The organism is Pseudomonas sp. CFBP2511 (genome assembly GCF_030209255.1).
GTDB classification, from domain to species: domain Bacteria; phylum Pseudomonadota; class Gammaproteobacteria; order Pseudomonadales; family Pseudomonadaceae; genus Aquipseudomonas; species Aquipseudomonas avellanae.
On record NZ_JARVSI010000009.1, the window covers coordinates 63257 to 87315 of the forward strand.

The following is a 24059-nucleotide window of genomic DNA, read 5'->3' on the forward strand; positions in this document are numbered from 1 at the left end:
AAAGGGGATAGCCGCAGGCTGGCTTGTCATTCAGGCGCGTGGGAGCCGCCGAGCCCGCTTTTCAGGAGAGGTGTAATGGCTTGGGGGCCTAAGATGTCAAAAGCGCTCTGAGCGCAGCACAGAGGCCTTCCTGATGTGCGACATGCAAACAAAACCCCGCACTCGGGCGGGGTTGTCTTTAGGGCAGGGTAGTGATTAACGATTGTCAGGGTTTTTCTGCAGCTGTGCTTGCCGCGCGGCTTCGATGGCCGTCAAAACCTGCTGGTTCAAGTTAGCGTTAGTCTTGCTACCCAGTAAAGGCATAAGATTGAGAGCCCGTGCCCCGACAAACATGCGATATGAAGCGGACATTGCGAGCGGGCTAACGCGAAGCTGCAACGCCGTGTATTGCCGATCCAGCTTATCTAGTTGCGGCCCGTAACCTTTGCTTCGCAGCCACCGGCCGAGTGCCCACATGCCGACGGCGAATGTAAAAGCGAATACTACGAATCCAGCGAACATCAGAAAGCCCATCATGACTATTTCTCCGTTTTTTCGTTGTTGGAGGCCGTACCCGGCACACTCAGCGAGGCCAGGCGACCATTAGCAGAGCTTGCTTCTGAGGCCGGACGGATCACGTTGGAATCCCCCAGCTCGGAATCAGCGGCTAAATCTCCACTGCTATTTATCGGGGTCGAATCGACCTCGCTATTTGAAGGCGGGGTTGATCCAGCCCCAAAGGACAGGCCATGCGCATTCTCCATGCCCGGTACAGCCATTGAAGCCATCGCCCCAAGCACCTTTGCACCTCCATTCGCCGCTTGAGAAAGGGCATTTCCAGAGACTTCAGTACCTCTTTTTGGTGTCTCTTGCTGTTTGTCTTTGTCGTCGTTGTCTTGCATTGGCTTTCCAGCCTGCTTGGCGGCCTGCTGTACGCCGCTGTTAGATTGCTGGGCAAGGCTAGGCCTCGCATTAGCCGTACTGCCCCCTACGCTCGATCCCGCTGATGTAGAGCCCTTGAGGGCCGCGCCGCCACCAGTGCTGGCACCCACTCCAGAGGATGCGGTATTGCCCATTGACGCTACTGCACCGGTGCCGGAGTTTGCCGCACCGGCAAAGCTGGAGTTGATAGCTCCAGCCAATCCTCCGCTACCTGCAGCCCCTGCAGCACTACCACCACTACTGGCAGCGCCAAGCGCACCAGCGGCGGCGGGCGCAGCGGCACCGGCCGTGGCGATGGTGGCGACTGCGGCAGCAGCACCGGCCGCACCGGCCGCAGCCATTCCGCCGAGGGCCGAACCGCCGCCCATAGACGTGCCGCTTATCATCCCGCCAATCAGTTCGGGAATAGTCTTGGTCAGATAGGCGCATACCAGAGCTAAACCTGCCAATGTCATCAGAGATGCTTCGTCATTGGTATAAGCGGCTAACCAGGACTTCGCCGATGTGACAATAATTCCTACGATCAATGTTAAGACGAACAGCTTGGCACCTACGGCAACAACGAAGCGGAGTGGTGCAATTGCAAAATCGCGTGTCCATTGCGAACCACCGAAGCCGAAGAAAAGCACGGAGGCATTGATGATGACGTACGACTCTACGAGCGTCACAAACATGAATGCCGCAATAAAGGCGAAGGACAGTAAAACCAAGCAACCAACAAGCGCGATAAGGACTGCTTTACCCGGAGAAAAAAGTGATATTCCCTCCACGATGGTGCGTGAGAAGTTGACAGCCACTGCGAACATATCACCGGGCTGAAGCGCACGGCCCAGACCGCTAGCCGTGCCCGCTGCTTCTCGAAAGCTGTCCACTACGGCTGTCGCCCATGGAACGGAATGCTCAATGACTGCGTAGAAAAAGCCAATGACCATGAAGAAGCGGATCAGCTCGCCGACAACTTCGCCTAAGTCAGCTTGTTTCATCACTAAAGGCATGAACGTCCAAACCAACTGAATGAGAGCGAGAGAGGCCAGCAATTTGAGTGCATATCCTTGTAGCCGTGGTGACCATTCACTTGCGGCTTGATAAAGCATCCGCAAAAGCCCGTTCATTTCATTGCTTTGAGTTACATCTCCTGCTGCCATCGCGCAACTGGCCGAAAGAAAGAGTGTTGTACTGACGAATGCTAGAAATGTTGAACGTTGCATAGTTAGAAATCCTCAGACGGGCCCCAGTTGTTTTTCCGAGCTTCATAGTTTTTATCCGTGTTTGATTGCATCGAACGCTCAGTAGCCACGCAGTCGGTGCGGATAAAGACAATGAATCCGGACAGAGCAGCACCACTAAGAGCAGAGACGATGCATAACCCAGCGATCAGATTTTTGGATATGAACATAGTTAGAAATCCTCGGAGGGCCCCCAGTTGTTTCTACGAGCCTCGAACTTTTGCTCGGCGGCTTCGCTAGCAGCATTTCGGTCGCCCTGCTGAGCCATATAGTTACCTTGCATATTTATTTGCGTAGCCAGTAGATCGCGCAGTTTTTGCAACTGCTGCACGTTCTGAGAGGCTATCTCGTTGCCTGCCTGAATGGCTTGCATCCGGCCCACGGCCGACTGTGAGCGAGCCACCATGTAGTCGAGCTGGGTATCCTCAGACTCAAAAGTGCTGGTATTGAGATTGGCAGCTTCAAGGGCCGCTTTTACGCTGTCGCGGTTTTGCTTTGACCACTTCTGATAGCGCTCACGCGCCGGTAATTGCGCCGAGTTTGCGGCTTGATTTAGGTAAGACTGAAAGCCAGGAAAAGCGGTGTTGAACTGCGAGTCCATATTCTGGATCTGGCGGCCCAGGGACTGCGACCGGTTGTAGATGTTGGCCACATTTTTAAGATCGGCCGCGATGCTGCCAAACATGGAACTGGGCAAGCCCGTGCCCTGAGTGACCATGTTTTTATACTGCTGAATCTGCGTCTGTAGCTGCTCAGCAGTGTTCAGCGACGTGTTGACTGCTTCGGCGTACTCGAACATCTGTTGATAAAACGTCGAGCAGTTCGAGCAGTAAATTGCATAGGCGGGAGGCGATGCCAAGTAGAGACCCACACTAAAGCCTGTGCTTATCATTGCTAAAATCAATGCAGTGCGTCTTCTGGATTTTCGAGCTAATGAAATCGGCTGCTTTAGCGCTTCTGCATTCATAACGAACACCTCGTTTTGTAGTATTTCGAGGTTCGATTATTGCCCCATATTTCCAGAGCATTCCACTGGTATTTATGGATTTATTCTTTTAAAAATCAGTGTCTTACTGTCCGAAAAACGTATAGTTCCCGGACAAAAAAACGACGCGATCTCGTTGTTCTCTCAGGAGTTTTTTTCGTCAGAAACCTCAAGAAAAATGTGTCCAACAAACGGTAGTTTCCGGACAGAAAAAACCTAGCGAAGGTGGTCTTGGTTTGACTTTCTGGGCTTCCTGTAAGTGATGGGGATGGGGATGGGGAGTGATTTGCTCGCCACTTTTTCTTTGGTGCACATCGTTCTTTGCTTGGTTCATATCATGCGCACCTTCTGTATGTGTTTTGCGCATTGAGCAAGTGGCGGTCATGGAATCGGCCCTAGCTAAAAACTGCGTTGTTATGCGTCTGGGTGCGTTTCTATGCGCCTTTTAGCTTTTTTGCGACACACAAAGTGCGCTGGTATGCGCTTCAATGCGTCCTTATGCGTTTAGCCCTATGTTTCGGGGCTCCGATGGATCGTGATCGATTCGAACGCACGCACACGCATAGATTAAGACGGCAAGATGTGTGTTGTGGGCCCACAGGCTTCGCCTGTGCTCCCTCACCACCTACCCTTATTCGCCTTCGGCTCAACGGTCTTGCTCTGCGAGGCGTACATCCGCTGCCGCGCCCAAAAATCAGTATCAGCAGTAGGACTTATCTGCGAAAGGTCGCACCAAAGTAGGGCGTCGGAATCCGTCCGACATTTGCATGTTGCCGTCGAGCGAGTGTCTCTGTCGTCCTCAACCGGCTGCTGATATCGGTTGAACTCGAGTCTTTGAACGTATGCTGGTTCGACCGCTGTGTTTTCGAAGCTGCCAAGAGGAACCACGGATTTGGCTCGCCTATAGCGTTCGTTTTGAGGTATGTCCAAGCTCTATCTGTGCCCGTGGGAGTGGAATTTCTCGACATTTTTTTTTCATGACGGTGAGATGGCTTCGAGCAATGCTAGGATGAGCGCGCGCACGTGCGCGAGCTCTGGCTGCAGGGCGCACGTGTCTAGAGTCCTACGAGCCTGAGTCGAGGTTCATCGGGCTGCCGTTAAACGATTACGATCCAAAAGCTGGTTATTGAAATCCATGGGTGATGAAATGAGTTCGCGTTACGATAGGGATATTTGCAGTGACTCTCCAAAACTCGAAGTTGCGGCTATCCAGAGGATCAAGGTATCTGACGGTGAAGTCGGCGCACTCCCAGTCCCAGAACAGGTTTGCTCGTCGGATAAGCTGATCGTCCGCGGCAGACAGGATGCCGCTCTGGTGTCAAAAACGTCTTTTGGGCAAAGCCTGCTGGTTCCAGGCCATGACCGGCGTTCACGTGTGCTAGATACAGCTTTTGACCCATGGCGTAAAATATGTGCGTTAGAAATTACATCGAAAGATGGTGATTCATGTATTGGCACAGGCTGGATTGCCGGACCACGGTTAATTATTACTGCCGGTCATTGTGTGTTTAATGATGCTTATAATGGTTGGATGAAAAGTATTGATGTTATTCCGGGTCGTGATGGCGAATCAGAGCCATTCGGGCGATACCGATCTGAGAGTTTCTGCTCGATGGAAAGATGGACTTCCGCCGGGGATGAAAATTACGATATTGGCGCAATAATTCTCTCTGAGGATTTGGATAGTCGGCTTGGCTGGTTTTCCTTTGGTTCTTATCCCGAGTCGCATTTGACCTCGCAAATGGTGAACATCTCTGGTTATCCAATTTGTGTAGTGGGTGAGGAGCAAATGCATCACTCCAATAGGATTTGCGCCGTTACCGACCATAAACTCTACTATGATGTAGATACAGAAGGTGGGCAAAGCGGATCGCCCATTTGGCTCTATTCCAGTGGCTCGAATACTCCAGTAGTTGTTGGTGTTCATAGTAATGGTGCTGGTAGGTCGCTTAATGCAAATTCGGGGGTCAGAATTACTCCGCTTTTGGCCGATAAAATCGCTGAGTGGCGTGCGCGTCAATAAAGGTGCGACGATGAAATCAAAGATAGTTTGTGGATGTGTGGTAGATGATATGGGGCACCCTGTTAAGGGGGCATTTGTCGTGGTGGAGAGTTCTGAAGTTCCGGCTAAAGATATAGCTATTGTTACGAACGAGTACGGTGTTTTTAGACTGGAGTTGCCTGGCGGTGATTGTTGTATATCCGCAGTCACAAAGTCAGGCATGAAAGGTGTGAAGAAAATATCAAAGTACGCACCTTCGAGCGTAACACCAACAATTTGCGTGCATAATTGATATGGCAAGAAGCGATCTTGTTGTAAAACTCGCCCAGGCAGGTCTAAGTGGCGATAAAGCCTCAGTTAGGCGTGTGGTTGAAGCTATAGTCTCTGAGGAGAGTGCTAGGCAACACCACATTTACGCTCAAAAATTAACGGATACGCTCCGTTCTGCAAGGTGGAGTAATTCCGGAGAGCCTGTAGCTAAAACTGAGGCATTTACATACGGGAATTCCAATCAAAAGGAGCCAGTTCAAGATTTGTATTCTGAGATTGTGAGCACTCGAGGTGTTTCAGATCTCTACTTAGCACCCGAAGTCAATCTCGCATGTGCGGAGCTAATTGAGGAGCATAAGCGAGCTGATTTATTGCGCTCATTTGCTTTGGAGCCACGCAGCAAAATTTTACTAACTGGGCCACCAGGCAATGGTAAAACTAGCTTGGCTGGAGCTATTGCCTATGAACTCGGTCTCCCTTTTTTCGTAATGAGATATGAAAGGATTATCGGTAGTTATCTAGGTGAGACTGCCGCAAGGCTTCAAGCTGCTTTCGACTTTTTTAGAACACGACCATGCGTCGTTTTTTTTGATGAGTTTGATGCAATTGGTAAAGAGCGAGCAGATGCGAATGATGCAGGAGAGATAAAGAGAATCGTTAGCACTTTGCTTTTACAGGTGGATGATCTTCCATCATATAATGTATTTATAGCTGCAACTAACCACCCAGAGATAATCGATAGGGCAGCTTGGCGCCGATTTCAGATTCACGCCAATCTTGCGTCACCAACCTCAGAGCAGATTGGAGAATGGTTGGGTAAGTTTGAGGTTTTGGTTGGTGAGCGTTTTGAAGAATTTAAAAATGATTTTGTTAATGCGTTGAATGGTAGTAGTTTTTCTGATATCGAACAAACGTTGCTTGATATTCGAAGGAAGTTGATTCTCTCTGAAGGTCGGCTGAGCTTAAAAGCCGCTGTCAAGCAGCGTCTATTACACTGCCGCCCTGGTAACTCGACTAAGGATGATCGTAGAAATCATGGAAAAGCTTCCACTGCTGATTCTAAATCCACCAAGCCAAGACGCTCGCCTGAAGGGCAGTCCGAAATTTTTCAGCATCTCGACACCTAGTTCCGACCGTCAGTTAGCCAGGCTGGGCCCAAAATTTGAAACTCTGAAGCGGTACTCCGAAAACCCCGTCTCTAGCGGGACCATTTCTGATGATACTGATGGTTTGCATCCTGAAAAAGCAATCGTATTTGAACTGGCTCAATCGAAACAAGAATTTAAGAAGGCCGCTGAAAAGCTTGGACTGACTTGGGTCGATGAGGCAGATTTTTCGTACGCAAGCGATGATGACTTCTTTGATAAAAAGAAGCTTGGGAAGGCAATGGAGGGTCGGCTTTATCTAACTGTTCCTAATCAGCGAGCAATTAGTGAGTTACTGAAACTTTGGACAATTTATAGCTCTGGTAAAGAGCTTCCTAGGGGCTACGGGGACTGGAAGAAACTATTTTCTCATTTGCTGGATATTCGCGCCTGGGGGGCACAGGATAGACTCACGCCCGAAGCAGCGAGGTATATTGCAGGCTTGGGAGATGCGGGCGATGATAAAGCAAACTTTGAGTTAGAGCTCGTATTTCATGGTAATAAAAACCGTGATGCAGTAGCGGTTAAATCTCTATTGGGAAAAATTAATATTGAATCGGCAGAGGTTTTGGATACGTCGTATATACCTGAAATTAGGTATCACGCGCTCTTGGTTTCCATTTCTAAAGCGGAGGCTAGGAAGTTACTAGATCTAGAGTCAGGGTTGTTAAATTTTGATGAAGTTGCTTATTTGCGTCCTCAGGCGATGAGTATATCATCTTCAGACCCTGAAGATGTAGAGCAGCTTGTTGAATCGTCTGATGGGGTTTTATTGCACCCGCCTGTTGCTGCATTGTTTGATGGGGTGTTGGTGCAGAACCATGACCTTTTAAAAGGGCGTCTCGTAATTGATGATGGTGAAGATCTAGAAAGGACATCTCCCGTCAATACTCGACATCATGGCACCGCCATGGCGTCGCTAATTTTACATGGCGACATTGCGAAAGACGAAGGTGCTCTACAGCGTAAACTATATGTGCAATATCTGCTCGCTGCAAACCAAGATTCTTCAGTTGAAACAACCCCTCAGTCACGATTGTTATTGGATGTAATCTACTCGGCAGTTTTACGCTTAAAGCAGGCACCTAAAGAATTAGGTGGGGATGTTTTTGTCATCAATTTGTCTTTGGGTGATATAAATAGACCGTTTTCAGGGCAGATGAGTGCTTGGGGGAGGTTGATAGACTACCTCGCGTGGAAATATAACCTGCTATTTATAATTAGTGCAGGAAATATAGCGGAAGGCTTATCTCTAGCTACTATCAAGCAACCAATCCAACTCACTAAATTGACGGATGACGAGCGGCATTTACTTTTCGTAACAGCTGTCCAAGCTAAAATGGCTCATCGAAGCATTTTCTCGCCTGCAGAAGCGATCAATGCTCTTACCGTAGGTGCGAGTCACTCTGACGGCTGCCTGACTGCCCCTAGTCCATATCTTATTGAACCGTATTCTAGTGAGAAATTTCCTAGTCTAATATCTGGTTTAGGATTGGGCTATAAACAAGCTGTTAAACCTGAGGTGCTGAATTGTGGGGGAAGGGCGCTGTATTCCTACATCGCGACTGCAGATGGGCTCCTGTTGGTTCCTGGGAAGGCAGGGCGCTACTTTGGGCAGCAGGTCGCCGGTGTTTCTAGCACAACTGATCTCGTACGCACTATAGGTACAAGCAACTCTGCTGCGCTAGCGACTAGGGCCGCAGTAATCATTCATGATGAGCTAATGTCTCAGTTTTCGGCAGCGGAATTTGAGCGTATTCGCCCCTTTCTACCTTCAATTGTTAAAGGCTTAATTGTGCATTCCGCAAGTTGGGGTAGCGCCGGGGCTTTTCTAGAAGGTGCTCTGGAGCCAAAAGATGGTAGGCTGTGGAAAAATAGGCGCTCCAACATCACTCGCTTTTTAGGCTATGGAAAAATCGATCTCTCTAGAGTCCTCGAATGTACCGAACATCGAGTTACCATGCTGGGTGTTGGTGCTTTGCAGAGTGAGGGCGCGGGTCTTTTCAGCTTTCCTTTGCCTAAATCACTTTCGGGTAAGAAGGACGTTAGAAAGCTGGTTGTCACTTTATCTTGGCTTAGTCCTACAAAACCCGCAGAGCAGTTTTATAAAGATGCTCTTTTAGATTTTGTTACTGAAGATACTAATGGATCGCCAATCGGAGTTTCTAGAGTACCTGCGAATCAGCCGCCTTTTGATACATCACGCCGTGGCACGGTGATACATGAGATTTATGAAGGGGAAGATGCGGTGCCCATTGGTGAAGACGATGTTCTGCGTATCAGAGTAGAGTGTCGTACGCAGGGCGCTGGGGCTTTACCCGCTATACCATATGCCTTGATTGTAACTTTCGAGGTGGCTGATACGCTGAAGGCCAATGTCTATTCTGAGATTAGGGATAGGATTAGGCTGCCTCTGCGTAGCAAAATTCAGAGTTGAGGCGACATTCAAGATTCAGGAATGCGTTAAAAGCTCCTTTACGTTTATCGTTGTAATCTTGAATCGCCCGTTTAACTGATTAGGGATGGTGCTAGATGAAAGATCGATCCCACGACGAGGCAATGGCCGTGCATTTCGAGGTCTATCCCGACTATGCGGCCGAGCTTCTGAGTGAGGTACGTCGTAACGGCGATCCTGCCGAACTAGCCATCCTACTAAGGCAGATGGCCAAGGCCTTTGGTCAGGAAGAGGGGGAGGCCGAGTGTTCGCACAGAGCCCCATCCGAATAATAGGATGGTATAGATGCCAGCAGTAACTGTTTGCCAGTCTCCGCTATGGTGTTGGTATGTGTTTTGGAGGAGCTTCACGCGCAGCCTTCAACCGACGCTGATTTCGGGCTAGGAGTTATCAATCGCGTTACACATTGACACCTTGCCATTAGTCTTCGGCTCGACAAATATCCATTGCATACCGTCAGATGAAAGCTCATCCAGCTTGAATGAACAGTCTCCCGACATAGATGCCTGCGCCATGTAATCCACCCCAGGCCAAGGCACGAAGGTCATGGTCTTGGCACACTGCTGTGAATATTGCAGGCGCCCTAGGTAATGGAGCTCGATCGGCTTGCTCGCCGACACCACCAGCTCCGACGAGACTGCACCCGCCCACGAGTAGATCTGTCCGGGACTGCCGAGGTTTTCGCCGTTATGGTCGGGGAGGCCGGATTTCGCCGACGCCATCACCCCCGCGCCGGGCACGTTGCAGTCGAGGCAATCACGCCCCGGCACGGCGCGCACCAGGCCGCCGGTGAGCAGGCGGATACGGGCAGTCTCTCCGCCCTGCGGGGGCGCGTTCGCCACTTGGCCGCAGCCCCCGAGCGCTAGCAGCACTGCGGGGATTACAGACAAAACTTCATCAGGCATCGATTCGCAGGGGAGAGGTTAAGGCTGGCGGCAGTTCTGCCTGGCCCACAGATGCGGCGCCGGTTCATAGCTCACGCGCTGCAAACCATGGGCACCCTTGAACAGGAAGTACTTGGTGCGACAGTCCTTGAACATTGTCGAGTAACCCTAAGCCTGGAAGCCTTGGCCATCGACCTGTTTAATCACGGTATTGTTGCGGCTGACCACGGCGATCACCTTTTGGTAGCTGTCCCCCTGTTTACCAAGCTCGCCGGAGACTGCGGACGAGGAGACACAGCCAGCCGCCCAACGCTGCTGCCAACACCAATGCGGTGCCGTACAGTCCGTTGTGTAGATCGTTCATTCCCTATTTTCCTTTTTGGTAATGGGTTACCGGCGGCCTTCGCACACCGGGTATTCGCCGATGCGGCCTTGCTTGCACAGATCCATATTGTCCTTACGTTTAAAGTCCGCGTCTTTCGTGCAATAGAAGTTCGTCAGTTTCACATCGATTGGCGACCTGTCTCTCGTGGTTTCTGAGAATTAAAACTGTCGCTTACCAATAGCAGCTCCCGGCTCAGGTGGCCAGCATGCCGGCCAAGACCACTCGTCACGGTGATCTTCTCACGCTCGACCTTATAAGAGGTGCTGATGCCATTCATCAGGTAGGCAATGTCGCGGGCGATTGACGCAACCTGCTGTCATGAATAACAAAAAAAGATCGAATACGTGCGTTAAGCCTTATGAAGGACTGGCACTTTGCCTTATATTCGCTCTCGGCCCGATTGGGCCAAACACGCCCCGTGCGGATGTCTGCGCGGGTCAACCAACCAGCAAGGGAAGTAACCCATGCGAATCCAAAAATACCCTCTCATTTTTTATCAGGAGTACGACAAAGGTGATTATCGATGTTAACGATGTAAAGGCAATTCTGGACACCAACCCTGAGGTTGTCCGGATCACGCCTGAAGGAACCGCGTTTGCCCGTGCCCAGGATTCGGAGCATGACGCTGAGCCCCGCTTCTACAACAAAAAGTCGGATAGCCGCTATGGCAGCGCCGACCTTCCCGTAGGAGTTCTGTATCTAGGATTCAGCGATACTGTTGCCGTCGCCGAGGTGTTCCAACCGCCGGGAGATGACTCCCCGGTGGCGTATGCCAAGCTGGAGCAAAGCTCCTTGCACCAGCTGGTGGCTGTACGGGATTTGAAGCTGATAGACCTGCCGATGTTGGCTAATCTGGCGGGTCTCAAGCTACGCGATGTCGTCCGGGCAAAGGGGCAGGGCTCTGAAGGTTATGATCCAACTCGGGCACTGAGCAAGGCGTGCATGGAATGTGGCGCAGAGGTCGATGGACTTCTGTACACCTCTTCCGTGTATTCGCCAGCCGGCACCCTTGAAGGGTGCAATGCCGCCCTCTTCGACGAACGGGGCGAGCAGGTTAAACCGGTCAGCCACAAGCCGCTCCTCAAAGAGCGCTTGTCGAACGGTAAGACTGCCGTGAAGCACCTGCAAGACCTGGGCGTAAGCCTGGAGTAAGCAACACCCGGCCCCCTCGTAAGAGGGGGGCGGTTTTTATCTACCGTGGAGGTACTTGTTGTCCCATTCCCGCTTGATGATTCTGCGGGCGGCAGGATCGTCCATGAGCGTGTGCATCTCGACGAGGTTCTCGGGCTCACCTGGGTTCGAGTAATCGATTCTTGTGATCAGGTGCTGAACAAACAGGTTCATGGCCACTTGGTCTGTGGGATCGACGCCGAATTCGGAGATCAGATCGGCTATTACAGGTCGGACCCTGTTATCTCTGATCTGGAAGGCTGGGTAGTATTTTCTGCCGTTGCTTTGGTTGGTGTACACGGCGATCTGGCCAGCCTGGATACGCTTGCTCAACGCCTGTTTTGTGATACCCAAAATTCTAACGAGGTCCTTGCTCTCTAGCAGTTCGCATCTTTCTCGGACCCTCACAAAGGCTCTAGCTCGCATTTCAGCGATAGCCTCCTGGTTCTCGATTTCAATGCTTCTCGCCGCCTCAGCTGCGGATCTCGCCAGCTCAGCGAGGGCCTCTCTATCTGAAAGTTTCAGAGACTTTTCGAGCACCGCCTGGGGCAGCTTTGCGATGAACTGGCGGAAACGTCTGTCCACCGCAGACTCAAGATCCACTCTCGAAGTGGGGGCGGATTCTATAGTAGGGACGGACATAAAACCTCCTAACGACGCGCTGATGCAGTGATCAATTGGTTGCTACTATATGGTCAACTTGTCGCTTCGTCAAGCTGTCAACCAAGCCTGACGAATAGCCTTCGTATCGTCGGAATTCGGTCGTATCCACCTATGCCCGGATAGAGCACGGTCGGGTGAAAGCGATGGCAATGTTCGTGAGTATGGAAAAGATCGACGGGATTGGATGCTTTCAGGTTGGCTATGCCGTCCCAGATACATACCGGAGCAGAGGTTGGACAAAAGAGAACCTGGAGCAAGAATTAGGCGAACTGAGCAATGGTCTAGCAAGGCACGGTGTAGAAAAATTCTACCTTCAGGCGGTGGTATCGTTGCGAGCGAGTATCCTGAGTGCCCATATCGGTACATCACGAAAAGCCCGCAAGATCACTCAGGTTGAAGCTGACCTTATGATCAAACGTGTTGTAGATATCCGAAACCAGACCTACTGATTTGTAAACCAGCAAGGCTTCTTGAGCGCTGCTGAGAGAGCTAGTTTCGATCGCGAGCTTCATGCAATCGCAATGCAGCTATGCAGATAGGAAAAATCGGTCCACCACCAGCCCCGTCAGTCGGGGCTCAAACCGTAGAAGAGGGACGCATTTCCCTAGAATCGAGGAGATATTGACATGGCAAAATTCATCATCCAGATAGTGCTATGGACGCTGTTCGCGGTAGCAATTTGGATTTCGTACTGGAACTATTCACGATACCTTGAGGCGAAGCAGGACCCGGAGCAATCTAAGCGCAATCTGCAAACCGCGCTGTATGTAAGGAACGATTGTTCAATCGGAGATACAGAGTTCGAAAGGATTGCAAGCTCGCATTACCGGCCTTATCAGAGGAGTTATAGAGTTGCCCTCCTCTTAGGCCTGACCTTTGGGGTTGTGGGCATGACTCTGTTACTCGCATAGGTCCGAGTAATCCCTCTAACAAAGGAAAAGGGCGCTCTTGGCCCGCACAATCATGCAGGGGATATACCAAATGCGCCTCACATCAGGAAGGCTGAATGAGTATCTCAAGGACACTAGCGAGAATGCCAATGAACATGCGGCGACTCCACCTCAACTGATGTACATGGTCGATCAGATGGACCAAATCTTCCATGAGGAATTGTTCAGTTTCCCGGTCGACGTTCATCCTTTCTCAGCAATGCTGCTACTGAACTCGTACACGATGCTTGCTGGTGCCGTGCGGGAGGCGCTATCAGGGCACATAAGCTGCACCTATCCGATTGCCCGAACGGCTCTTGAGTCGGCGTGCTACGGCTTTCTGATCGGCTCAGACAACGACAAAGCATCAATCTGGGGGAACCGCCACAGGGATAAGGACTCCCTGAAGCGCTGTCGGCAGATGTTCACTGTCAGCAACGCTGTCTCAGCGCTGAAGCCCGTCAGCACCGAAATGGCAGAGTACGTCCAGGGGCTTTACGATGCATCGATCGACTTCGGCGCTCATCCCAACCAGCGATCGATCCTTGCTCATGCGAGTGCGATGGCTATACGAACAGATTCGACAGAAGGCTTCGATATGACGGTCGTTTACGGGGTGAATAGCTGGCACGTCAACCATGCGCTATTGGCCTGTGTTGAGGTCAGTCAGGCTATCGCCTTTCTTATCGCGGCATCGGCTGATCATCACCCCTTGCTCGATGAACGCATAGACGTGTTCAAGAACTGGTTCGAGGAAAAAAACCGTATGGCAGAGCAGCTCGCTGGGCGACCTATCGATTACTCGGGGCCAATGTACTCCTCTGTTATCCCGCCGGTGTAACACCTCCGGGGAAGCGCAATGATCGAGCCCAATCATGCCGAATGGTCGTAGGAAGGAAATTCCTAGCAGGTGCACCCCAAGCCCAGCCATGCGCTGGGTCGAGGCCATAGGAGTGGCACGATTCACGTTGCTCAGGATCCTGCAGAAAAATTTGGCTGAGGTTAGGCCCCTCTTTAAATTTTGGAGTTGATACATGACCAGATTGAATGAAGTGCTCGACATTGCAGCTAGCCTGATCGCAGAGCGGGGTACTCCGAACGATGGAACCTTCCCTCCTCATAATCTATTAGCACGCTGTCGCGCTGCCGGGTTCAGCTCTGATGAGTTTCGTACCGCTGTAGAAGAAGGGAAAGCCTCGGGTCAGCTTACTGAGGAGCCGGGCGAGCGTCTGCGTCTGAGCTGATCAAGAAACTAGCTCGGCGTTTGCTGTTAGCGCTGGCGTATTTTTTGATCTCCGCAAATGGACGGCAAAGCACCCACTATCAGCTCTACGATTACGGATAATCGCAGCACTATGTACACCTCAAACTCCGGCCTTGTACCGGGGCCTAGGCAGTAGGAGGGCACGATTCACGCCGCCCAAGTTTGCGAAAAATGCGATGAAAAAGAACCTAACTGCTCCTTTGAGGTTTGCTCGACTGGGAAAAACGCACCTCAGACCTCGCCCAGTGTATTCAGGCGTCAGACAGTTGAAGCGTTAATGATTCAAGGCAAGTCCGGTGCGCCGGGCCTGTCGGAAGCCGATTCTGGGAGTCGGTTGCCGACAGTCACAGACACAATGGAAAAATATGAAACGCACGCTCTTGCTACTAGTGATGACCACACCACATGAGTAATGCGGTGCGTACGAAAACAGCTTTTTGTTAATGGCATTTTTCGTGGTATTAGCTGAAAGCATTAAAATAAATATATGATTTATAAAGATTTTTTATGATTGTTTATGTTCGAGTGGGAGTAGGGCTGGATCATAACTATTTGATTTTATTTAAAAAAATAAAATTGAATAGTTATGTTTGATACGTCATCAATGGCGTTGTTAATGGCGCACATCGTAAGTATGTGAGAAAGCTGTATCGACACCATGTCCCGGATAAGGAATGCCGGCATGGTATCGAGACTCTTAGCAATGCAGATGTCAGTACCACCTGTTGTGCAATTTGGCTTATCGACAAATGCGTCGCTGGCTCATAGCCGTCATTTTTGGTACTGCGTTACCCGAATTGTCAGCGCAACGATTTCTCGCCTTGAGGGGAGGTAGCATCAATCTGTCTCGCCAGCGACTCCAGCAGCGTCTGCGCACCACGATCCCGGCGCAGTTGCCCGATATGCGTGCGTGCCAGCTTTAGATGATGGCGAGCCTGGGCCAGGTCTTCGCGCTGCAGTGCCAGTGGAATGCTCATAGCGGCGACCTGAATGACTATTCGGTGTGCACCATGATGGTCGTGCTGCTCAATGACCTGCTGCAAGAGATCGGCCAGTGCTTGAGTATTGCGCTCCGGGGCCCGCTGCAACAGCTCTTCGAGTGCTCGAAGCCGGAACAGGCGATAGCGCGGGATCAACTCGTCCTCGGCAAGCAACAATGCCAAGGCCTCGTCGTCCTGCTTTAACTGGGCCAACACCTGAGCCTTGTACATCATTCGCTGCTGACGTTCTGTTGGCCACTCATGACCCTTCACCCCCGCATCCCACTCAGCCATCACCGTCCAGGCCTGCTCAGGCCGCTTCAGTTGCAGTAGGGTTGCTATGCGCACCTCGTGCATGCAGTCGTAGGTCGGTTGCCCTGCGGCCAGGATCTTGCCCTGCTGCTCGTCTAGGAATGCGAGCGCGTCCTCGGGGCGTCCATCGTCGAGCAAGGCATCGGCTTTTTCGTAACTTATGCAGGAAAAGCATCCCCTGCTCGGGTCCAAGCGTTGTAATGTTTCATCACAGACGGCGATCCGTTCCTCTGCCCACCCCGCACCGTCGACATTGGCATAGCAGGACACCAGATCTTGGGTCACGCAGACCGATTGCGGGCATTGTCGGGCATCTTCCCGGTTGGCCCGCTCGAACAGCGTCACCACCTGCGCCAGTGCAGTTTCACCTTCCAGCAGGCTGCCGACGCGATTGCGCATTTCCCAATGGCCGACGAATACTTCCAGCCAAGGATTGCCAACGGTCTTGGCCAGCGCCTTGACCTCTGGAAGCAAAGCTTGAGCCTGAGTGACTTCTAGGTTGAATATGTGTTGAAGCATGCGGTCCAGCGAATCGACAGCCTGCCCCTTACCCGACTCTCGCAACTCGGCCTTGAGTTTTCCCAACCAACTCCAGATATCCATGTACGTCACTCTCCACTCGATCCATCAGGATCATCAATCATCGGGCCAGCAACACCTGCATCGACTGCGCGAGTCCTTCCAGCGCCTCTGTCAGGGCGGATGGCGTCTGCAGTGCGGCCTGTCCGGCGATAATTACCTTGAACGCCTTGAGCAACCGGGCCGCATTCAGGGCGCCCGGCTGATTGCCGTCAACGGCCTGGATCAGGGCCTGGATTGCCGGGTTGGCGAAGTTTAGATAGAGACGGTTAGCGGCCTGGGTTGTTATCTGCTGCGTGTACTGACGGGCAAGGTGCAAGGCTGCCGATGCAATATGCCGATCCGCCTCGTCGCTTTCAAGCCGGGCCTTCAACTGCGCCTCGTGATTACTGACTACCACCAGTGGCAGTGCCTCGGGAGCAAAACGCGCCACCACCAGTTCTTCGTTCACCGCCAGCCGTGTACTTAGCCAATCAAGTTGTGACGTCGGCAGGCTGACCGGCGTGAACAATTGCCGGTTGCCACTTTCGCTGCCCAACTCGACCAGACGCATACCTTGAACCTCGCACCAGAGGCGCAGGAACGGCAGCACGGCATAACGATTGCCATGGGCCACCGGAAAACCCAAAGCATGGAACAACATTGTTTCGAAGCCGTCTTGGCTGTCGAGCAACACATGGACAGCACCCTCGACTACCAGATGGCGAACCGGCAGTTCACCCTGAGAGGTGGGAATACTCAGGCTGTCCTTGAGCAGATCAAAGAGGCGCTGATCGCACAGGGTCGCCCCTAACAACGATTCGTTATGGCGCGACAGCACCCGTCGCCAAGCCTGCGGCTGATGCTCGGCGAGCCCCACCAGGCCATCAATCAGTGCCTCGCCGATAGCATGACGGGTCTCGAGGTAGTGCTGATCGCGCTGCAGAGCCTCGCGGCTCGCCGTTGGGGTCAGGTGTCTGGACTCGATCACGCCGCCGATAAAACCCGCCCAAGACGGCAACAGGTCGCGGGCATTGTCATCCAACAGCATCCCGCGCAGGAATACACTTAGATTGCGGTTATCGTTTGAACCATAGGTCGCGCCGTCCTGAACCCACAGCAACCCTTGCAGATCGGTCTGTTCTAGCGAATATACAGGCATGCAGCAGATCGGTTTGAAGGTGTGTTCAAAGCCCTCGGCGAACGCCAGTTGCCGTTTGTGCAATTGCAATGGATGCAAACCGCCTCCCGCAGACAGTCTCCAGGGTGGCAGTTCCCGGTTGATGGCCTCGCCGGCACCCGCACCTACATGGATGGGCACCTCCAGCAGTGCGCAATAGCGTTCCAGAATCGCACGCAGACGTGGGGCCTCGGCCAGGGCTCGATGATGCTCATGCAGTTCCAGGGTGACATGCGTGCCCACCGGGCGCGCCTCGCAGGCCACCACGCTGTACTGCTCGCCATTGCTGGACTGGTAACAGAACCCTAGGTTCGGCTGCTGATAGGAGGTGCTGCGAACGATGACCCGATTGGCTAGTACAAACGCCGACAGAAAGCCCAGTCCGAACATGCCAATCAATCCTCCCGCTTCCTCGCCGGCCTCGCGCAGACCTCTGGTGTAGCCAACACCTACGGTCGCGAGGTACGCGTGAATCTCATGCTCTGTCAGGCCGGCGCCGGTATCAATGATACTGATGGTGTTTGCCTGGGGATCACCGATCACATCTATACGGCCCATGCCCTGCCAGTCGCCTTCCAGACGTCGGCGCAGGATTGAGTCATGTGCGTTCTGTACCAGTTCGCGCAAGGCCACGGTGGGGGAGGAATACAGGTGTTTGCCAAGGACCGACATCAGCCCATTAAGATCCACGCCGGCGCGATGAATCCGGGCGCAATCATTTGTCGCAGAACTGCTGTGCATGTCCATAATCGACCACTTGATGAAAATCCGCTTTCATTGGAAAAACTCTTACGACCGGGCATTCTCAACTATACGGGCTGTGGATGAAATACCGTCGGTGCTGCTGAGGGCGATGAGGGGTTGCCTGCGCTTTGCAGCGCCGCGATGGCGGTTGTGCACTGTCTGATTGCCGTGCAGCACTTTCATTATTCCCATAGGCGAGCGTGTTTCACCTTATGAAGCATTGGCCCATTTACCAACATTTCACTGATCGTGACTCCTGACATGCGATCACTTTCCGGCATTGGATCTTGAGTAAATATGTTTGGGGCGGGGCGGCTTGGGCTGGCTTCGCCGTATAGACCGCAGCAAAAAAAACGTGGCCAACTGCGGGCGGCGTTGCAAGAGATTGCTGAACAAACCCGAAGCCTGCATGGAGGCTATGGCTGGTCTGTAGACCAGATGAGCAGTGGTTTGGTGCTAGTCAGTCGCCCGAAGCGAGTGCCACTGATCGAACAGCGTTCAGGTGGCAATAGGCAGTGAGCATTACTGCTTAGGTCATGTCCCGGCATAAGTGGCAACATTCCCGGCCTAAGTTGGAAGTGTCCCCGGCGTAGGTAGTAGATGGGGTTTAGACAAGCTCGTGCGTATTACTGAGGACGGAGCTTCCCGGCATTTGACCGCAGATAGTCTGTGGTGGGGGAGCAATGGAGCTAAAAACCAACGTAAGGCATGGGTAGCGTTTGCTTCTCCCGTCAGGTGGTGGGGAATAGCGAACTTTGATTTGCTGTTCGAGTTTATAACACCGCTTTTTGGGGGCATATTTCCCTCCGTGGTGCTCGCTAACCCGATTTCCTGAAAACGTGTTTTATCGTATTGGCCAGGCTGCACGAGGGTTTGCGGACAGGCACTCGGCTTGAGTGCACTTTCTGTTACGTTGCTCCCCAAACCCCAACAAGAAAAATATTAGACGTCGGCCCAGCGAAGCTTTAGATAGTCAACTACCTGCTGAGTTTGTGAGGCCCGCAGAAACATATGTCGAAATAACATGCACCCGGACACCTCAGCTAGAGAATCATTCAGGTCAAGCTGACGGGTCATTTCAGGCACGCCCGCCTCAACAGTCCAGTCGGGCTCGGCTGCTGAGGCGGCTCCCACCTTATACAGAGCCATACCTACATATAACGCTGTGCCGGTACCCCTGACGGTATCCGCCCACCACTGTGTGATGACGTCGTAGCGGGCAACCTCCCGGGCAAACGGCCAGTAGACCTGTGGGGCGATATAATCAATGATGCCGTCAATTACCCATTTCCGGGTGTCTGCATACGCAAAATCGTAATTAGGTGCACCTGCCTGCGTATCAGACCCCAGCGGGTCGTCAGATTTATTCCGCCAGACGCCTGCCGGGCTGATACCAAACAAGACATCCGTGTTAACTGCGGCTATTTTTTTATGGCATGCATCAACCAGCGAATACGTGTTATTTCGTCGCCAGTCGGCCTTTGTGGTAAAGGTTGTATTGTATGTCTGGTAGGTAGCATCATCCTGCAGCAGGGAATCCGCAGTTTCATAATAAAAATAATCATCGAACTGAATGGCATCAACATCGTATTTGGTGACAATTTCTTCAACAATACTACCAACCCACGCTTGAACTTCAGGTATGCCGGGATTGAGAACAAAGCGGTTCGCTGCGGTCCCAGTCCACTCTGGATGCGTATTAAACACACTGGCTGGCGAGTCAGATGATGAGTTATTCAGCTCTTCCATTGTTCCGTCGCTGGCGTTCATTGATATGCGGTACGGGTTCACCCATGCGTGCAGCCCAATATGACGAGCATGCGCCTGCTCAACAGCATAAGCCAGTGGGTCGAAGCCGGGATTTTTTCCGAGCGTACCTGTCAGGTACTTCGACCATGGAAGCAGATCTGATGCGTAGAGTGCATCTGCGCAGGGAACAACCTGGAATATCACTGCATTCATTTTCATTGCCACAATATCATCAAGAATGCCGGTCAACTCTTCTTTCTGTGTGCTGACACGTGCAGCCTCATCAGTGATGGTCAGAGATGAGGCGGACGGCCAGTCAAGATTCGTAACTGTTGCGACCCAGGTCGCCTTGAGATTTTTGTTCGCAGTCGCCATTGCGATTTCTCCTTTGGGTATGGTTCTGAGGGGACAAAATATGCTGTCCATGCACGGGCATTTTGAAATGCCCATGCATGAACGAGCACTACACGTGCCAAGGCGCTGGTATGTGACCATAGCCGAGCAGATTATCGCGATGAGCGAGCTGCTGGGCTGAACGCACGAAGAGCGCCTGCTCGCACAAGCGTTCTTTAGGCATCACATGGGAACGACGTGTCAGCTCAGCGTCACGTCCTTCATCGCAGGAATATAACCGTAGTCATATTCTTCCTGCACGAACGAGCGATCCCCTTTCAAGAGGATTCTCACCGTCGGCGCTTCGGTCCCGCCGATACGGTAATCCTCGCCTATGGTGGGCACGCTGTCGATGAACGAAGTCACCAGACCGTTCGGCATGACGCAGTGCGAATACGTCTGGAAAGGCTGCTCGGGCGGATTGCCGAGCACTAGGCCGGAAGCGTTCATTGGCCGGTACGGACCGAACAAATGTTCGCCGACAAAACCGTACACCCCGTCTGGCCCTGTAACACCATCGGCATACGTGAACTTGTGACTGATGGTGAACAAGTAATATTTGCCGTCTTGAAAAACATAGTGCGGGCGCTCGGTCTGATCGTTCACGCCGACGGCCGTCACCAACGGCGGAAGTATTTCCCACTCCTCACCACTGAGATCTTTTGCGACCGCCAGACCGATACAACCCACCTGGAATCTGGCACCCCCCACGTCTTCATGACCCGGCGGCACAGGACCCAGTTCGACACTCCCTACTGTGTGCGAGCCGCGTTCACCGGCGACGTTGCCTTCAAACACCATATACAACTTGCCGTCATGGGGATCAATGAACGGGCTGGGGTCGCGAAAGTTCCAGCTCGAGTTCTGCGCTTCGGTTTGATAATAGGTGCCGTCGGCCTCGAACAGCTTTTTGACCTGGGTAAAGTCTTTCAACTCCACGCCCTGATCGGACGTCACAATACGGCCACGTACTTTGGCGATCGCTGCGCCGGGCGTGACGCAGGTGTAATAAAGATCAATATCGCCTTTGTCATTCAACAATATCGGGGTGCCCGCCCACTCTCGCGTGGTGGGCGATACACCCTCGGCCATTACGCGACCACCAAAGATCCAGTCCTTGCCGGTACGCGAGTACCAGTAGCACATGCGTGCGCGGCCATGACGATCTTCCCAGTCACGCTTGATGTCATAACGGCCATTGGCGTCGAGGTATTGCGGATCATTGGGGTGACGGTCAGCCGTCAGGGTCAGGATGACCGACCAGCCGTTGACCGAAACCACCGTGCCATCCAGTTCGCGCAGCGGCATGGTGTCCCAGATGAATACCGTATCACTCATGACCGGGAAGTCCGCACTCACCAGTGGCTGCGTGGTGGTCGGGTCATTTTCATTGACCTTCAGCGCGTCGGCGCGGGACCAGACAGTGGGGGCGTATTTGATGTTACCTACGAGAGGACTATTTTTGTGCTGGATTACAGCAGAGCTGCTATTGGACATAATTGATACCTTTAAATAGCTTTGGGAGGCAGCAGCGACGCTGCTGTACCTCTTTCGCTCAAAGGCGATAACTCGAGGCTCGCGGCCTTCACATGATTCAGCGTCCCGCAGCGGGGGCACTTGATTTGGAGTTCGGTGTAGTCACCCATGCGAGCCAGCAGCTTCTTGCACTGTCCGCATCGGTAGTCTTTCAACATTTGCAATGGTCTCCTTGTGCTTCGCCCAATGAAAAACCCCGCCGAGGCGGGGTTTGGAGGGGATCGCAATTTACCGGTTGGCGCTGTTGGAAAGCCCGTATCCGGCGGCTGCCCTGAGGCGCAAATCGCATATCGTGGTACCTTTTTACCCCCCCTCCGGAAAGGCTGGAAAGGGGCAGTTTCGGGGTAGGTCGAGTGTGGCCGGAGTTCAACACGAGTTCGACCGCAGTTGCGCAATTGACCCGGATAAACGGTGCGAAACAGCGCTTCATTGGGGGCGCTTCAGAAAACGGAATTGAAGGTACGTTAAGCCGATTCTGCGGTGGGCTCGCCGTTCTGGCGATCGCGCTAATGACAGCCATGAAACAATTCATTTCTCCACAGCACACCGACAGCACGGTTCGCCCAGCGTGATCACCGGACGCTTATGGCCAAGTGGCCTGAGCGACCCGCATAAAGTTGCCGCCAAAAATGCCGTTGATCTGCGTGGCGTCATATCCAAGCCGTAGCAATGCTTCTGCGACCTGACCCAGCGCTTCCGGCTGCAGTTGACGATGCCCGTTGATGCCGCCATAGAATTCTTTTGGCCACCAATCGTTTTCATTCACGCCCTCGGCCAAATCCTTATCGTCGGGGTGCAGTTCGATGTCCAGGCCCAGGCCGATATGTGCCGTTCCCGCTCGTTCGGCCAGATAATCGATTTGGCGCACGAAGGCTTCGACCGATGCCTGCGGATCGCCCAGAAAAATCCCCAGACCGGTCAGCCCGATCACACCACCTGTTTCAACACAGGCCATGATCTGCTCATCATCCACCGTGCGTGGATGGTCATACACTGCCTTGATATTAGTGTGTGAAAAGACAACCGGTCGCTGTGACAGCTCGATTATTTCCATACTCGCGCGCTTGCTGGCATGTGAGCAGTCCATCACGATACCCGCCGAATTGATGGCTCCCACAAACTCCCGCCCCAGCGCAGTTAATCCCATGCCACTGCCATGGCAACCGCCCGCACAGCTGTTATCGAGGTTGTACGCCAGAAGCATCTGGCGGACGCCCAGGTCGGCATACAAGCGGACCATTGCCGGGTCTTGCAGCAGCATGTTGGAGCCTTCCAAGTCGAAAGACACTGCCAGCTTGTCCTGCACGCGGGCGCGTTGCAGATCTGCAAGGGTACCGGCCAGCATGAAGTTCTCTGGATGCTTGATCAGCCACTGGCGAAAGCCTGCGATGACCTGCATCACATCGCCAACAGCGGTCATGTCCATGCCGACATTGACCGAGACGTGGTGAAAGCCGTTGTCGCGGTAGCGCAGCAGCGCAGACATGTCCTGATTGGGCAGCAGCGGCAGGCAGGTATGGGCCTCCCAACGAATGGCGCCGCGGGCAGGCGTAGGCACGGTATTTGGATTCATTGCACAACTCCGGGATTCGTGGGGCGGGTATCAGCAGGCTCTCTCCAAACCTACCAAAGGTGAGCAGGCCGGTACATTAAGCAATCCGCAAAGCACCTCATTTGAAACTGACCTGAAGTTCGAGGAAAATCGTCACGGAGAAGTGGCTCAGATGCACCTCAACCCCAACGTCGAGGCAGGGGCAGCTCAGCAAAAGGATTCGATATCGTATCCGCCAAAACCAAGGAACCCGTTCATGAAATCTCGATTTTCTTGCTGTTCATCCTTCCTGATCATGTTGTCGCTGACAGGATGCGCAGTGAATATGGATACTCCAAAGCGCGATCAGCCTGGAGAAAACGCGTTGTACGGCAGTTGGCATGTTGCAGGTGTAGAGGTATCGGATTCGGGCGTGCAAGCACTGGAGGATAATGCCCCGAGTTTTATGGGGCGACGTCTCAGTTTCAATCACGACCAACTGGCATGGAAAGCGTCGGCAGGCTCAACGGAAGATGTGTGCAAGGGGCCTGTTTTTCACAAGCTTCCTACGATCAGTGGAGCTGAACTGGAGCCACAACTTCATAAGCTTGGCATCGAAAAAGCCGTACCTTATGGCGTTGAGTGCACATCTGGAAGCTGGGGTCCTCTCGATAAAGAAAGCCCGGTATTTTTTCTAGCACAGAATGGGTCCTTGGCTCTTTCCTGGTATGACGGCGGAATGCTGAAGCTCGTGCGAGACTGATCACGGAAGTGTCG

The 24059-nt window shown here is 52.7% G+C and carries 23 protein-coding genes; 11 read left to right on the forward strand and 12 right to left on the reverse strand.

The features are described 5' to 3' along the window. Positions 1 to 195: 195 nt before the first annotated feature. From QRN38_RS07900 to trbJ, 4 genes are read right to left on the reverse strand one after another with little or no spacing between them, the layout of a single operon-like run. The gene (locus QRN38_RS07900) at positions 196 to 516 is read right to left on the reverse strand and encodes a hypothetical protein (protein ID WP_057419098.1); all 321 of its coding nucleotides are present in this window, start codon (positions 514 to 516) and stop codon (positions 196 to 198) included. 2 nt (positions 517 to 518) lie between these two features. Next, entirely contained in the window at positions 519 to 2129 is a 1611-nt protein-coding gene (trbL, locus tag QRN38_RS07905; protein WP_057419099.1) for a P-type conjugative transfer protein TrbL, read from the reverse strand. A gap of 2 nt (positions 2130 to 2131) precedes the next feature. After that, a complete protein-coding gene (locus QRN38_RS07910) occupies positions 2132 to 2317 on the reverse strand; it encodes a hypothetical protein (protein ID WP_057419100.1) in 186 nt (61 codons plus the stop codon). A gap of 2 nt (positions 2318 to 2319) precedes the next feature. Continuing rightward, a complete protein-coding gene (trbJ, locus tag QRN38_RS07915) occupies positions 2320 to 3114 on the reverse strand; it encodes a P-type conjugative transfer protein TrbJ (RefSeq protein ID WP_057419101.1) in 795 nt (264 codons plus the stop codon). Positions 3115 to 4267: 1153 nt separating this feature from the next. On the opposite strand from trbJ, the gene QRN38_RS07920 reads away from it, so the two are divergent. The 5 genes from QRN38_RS07920 (at position 4268) to QRN38_RS07940 (ending at position 9276) form a co-directional block, all read left to right on the forward strand. Beyond that, positions 4268 to 5155: a trypsin-like serine peptidase gene (locus tag QRN38_RS07920; protein WP_081025521.1), complete on the forward strand. Its 888-nt coding sequence runs from the start codon at positions 4268 to 4270 to the stop codon at positions 5153 to 5155. Positions 5156 to 5165: 10 nt separating this feature from the next. Further along, positions 5166 to 5426, forward strand: a complete 261-nt coding sequence (locus QRN38_RS07925) for a hypothetical protein (protein WP_144433589.1) — start codon at positions 5166 to 5168, stop codon at positions 5424 to 5426. A gap of 1 nt (position 5427) precedes the next feature. Further along, positions 5428 to 6531: an AAA family ATPase gene (locus QRN38_RS07930; RefSeq protein WP_081025522.1), complete on the forward strand. Its 1104-nt coding sequence runs from the start codon at positions 5428 to 5430 to the stop codon at positions 6529 to 6531. After that, positions 6440 to 8986, forward strand: coding sequence for a S8 family peptidase (locus QRN38_RS07935; RefSeq protein WP_057419102.1), 2547 nt, complete (start codon positions 6440 to 6442; stop codon positions 8984 to 8986). Before QRN38_RS07930 ends, QRN38_RS07935 begins: the two co-directional genes overlap by 92 nt. Before the next feature lie 95 nt (positions 8987 to 9081). After that, the gene (locus QRN38_RS07940; protein ID WP_057419103.1) at positions 9082 to 9276 is read left to right on the forward strand and encodes a hypothetical protein; all 195 of its coding nucleotides are present in this window, start codon (positions 9082 to 9084) and stop codon (positions 9274 to 9276) included. 108 nt (positions 9277 to 9384) lie between these two features. Here the strand turns inward: QRN38_RS07940 and QRN38_RS07945 are convergent, their stop codons facing one another. After that, complete coding sequence (locus QRN38_RS07945; protein WP_057419104.1) at positions 9385 to 9909, reverse strand: hypothetical protein; 525 nt, start codon at positions 9907 to 9909, stop codon at positions 9385 to 9387. 87 nt (positions 9910 to 9996) lie between these two features. On the opposite strand from QRN38_RS07945, the gene QRN38_RS28205 reads away from it, so the two are divergent. Next, positions 9997 to 10428 carry a hypothetical protein gene (locus QRN38_RS28205; protein ID WP_174518917.1) on the forward strand — a complete coding sequence of 144 codons (432 nt, stop codon included), beginning with the start codon at positions 9997 to 9999 and terminating at the stop codon, positions 10426 to 10428. A 358-nt stretch (positions 10429 to 10786) separates the two neighbouring features. Next, complete coding sequence (locus QRN38_RS07955; protein WP_235814766.1) at positions 10787 to 11425, forward strand: RES domain-containing protein; 639 nt, start codon at positions 10787 to 10789, stop codon at positions 11423 to 11425. A 36-nt stretch (positions 11426 to 11461) separates the two neighbouring features. Here the strand turns inward: QRN38_RS07955 and QRN38_RS07960 are convergent, their stop codons facing one another. Continuing rightward, entirely contained in the window at positions 11462 to 12085 is a 624-nt protein-coding gene (locus tag QRN38_RS07960) for a hypothetical protein (RefSeq protein WP_057419105.1), read from the reverse strand. Between the two features lie 182 nt (positions 12086 to 12267). Here QRN38_RS07960 and QRN38_RS07965 point away from each other — a divergent pair, with 182 nt between their 5' ends. From QRN38_RS07965 to QRN38_RS07975, 3 genes are all read left to right on the forward strand, one after another. Next, a complete protein-coding gene (locus QRN38_RS07965; protein ID WP_144433590.1) occupies positions 12268 to 12555 on the forward strand; it encodes a hypothetical protein in 288 nt (95 codons plus the stop codon). A 499-nt stretch (positions 12556 to 13054) separates the two neighbouring features. Beyond that, the gene (locus QRN38_RS07970; RefSeq protein ID WP_217998292.1) at positions 13055 to 13876 is read left to right on the forward strand and encodes a hypothetical protein; all 822 of its coding nucleotides are present in this window, start codon (positions 13055 to 13057) and stop codon (positions 13874 to 13876) included. A 193-nt stretch (positions 13877 to 14069) separates the two neighbouring features. Beyond that, positions 14070 to 14279: a hypothetical protein gene (locus QRN38_RS07975; RefSeq protein ID WP_144433591.1), complete on the forward strand. Its 210-nt coding sequence runs from the start codon at positions 14070 to 14072 to the stop codon at positions 14277 to 14279. Between the two features lie 820 nt (positions 14280 to 15099). Here QRN38_RS07975 and QRN38_RS07980 read toward each other — a convergent pair. The 6 genes from QRN38_RS07980 to QRN38_RS08005 all read right to left on the reverse strand — a co-directional run bounded on the left by QRN38_RS07980 (position 15100) and on the right by QRN38_RS08005 (position 23324). Continuing rightward, positions 15100 to 16194, reverse strand: a complete 1095-nt coding sequence (locus tag QRN38_RS07980; protein WP_057419107.1) for a hypothetical protein — start codon at positions 16192 to 16194, stop codon at positions 15100 to 15102. Between the two features lie 37 nt (positions 16195 to 16231). Then, positions 16232 to 18070 (reverse strand): ATP-binding protein, encoded by a 1839-nt coding sequence (locus QRN38_RS07985; protein WP_057419121.1) that lies wholly within the window; start codon positions 18068 to 18070, stop codon positions 16232 to 16234. Positions 18071 to 19015: 945 nt separating this feature from the next. Next, complete coding sequence (locus QRN38_RS07990) at positions 19016 to 20197, reverse strand: glycoside hydrolase family 10-like protein (RefSeq protein ID WP_057419108.1); 1182 nt, start codon at positions 20195 to 20197, stop codon at positions 19016 to 19018. A 219-nt stretch (positions 20198 to 20416) separates the two neighbouring features. Continuing rightward, entirely contained in the window at positions 20417 to 21712 is a 1296-nt protein-coding gene (locus tag QRN38_RS07995; protein ID WP_057419109.1) for a glycoside hydrolase family 68 protein, read from the reverse strand. 11 nt (positions 21713 to 21723) lie between these two features. Further along, complete coding sequence (locus QRN38_RS08000; RefSeq protein WP_003317600.1) at positions 21724 to 21909, reverse strand: Com family DNA-binding transcriptional regulator; 186 nt, start codon at positions 21907 to 21909, stop codon at positions 21724 to 21726. Between the two features lie 425 nt (positions 21910 to 22334). After that, positions 22335 to 23324, reverse strand: a complete 990-nt coding sequence (locus QRN38_RS08005) for a dipeptidase (RefSeq protein ID WP_057419110.1) — start codon at positions 23322 to 23324, stop codon at positions 22335 to 22337. Between the two features lie 235 nt (positions 23325 to 23559). On the opposite strand from QRN38_RS08005, the gene QRN38_RS08010 reads away from it, so the two are divergent. Beyond that, on the forward strand, positions 23560 to 24045 hold the full coding sequence (locus QRN38_RS08010; RefSeq protein WP_057419111.1) for a hypothetical protein: 486 nt from the start codon (positions 23560 to 23562) through the stop codon (positions 24043 to 24045). Positions 24046 to 24059: the final 14 nt, after the last annotated feature.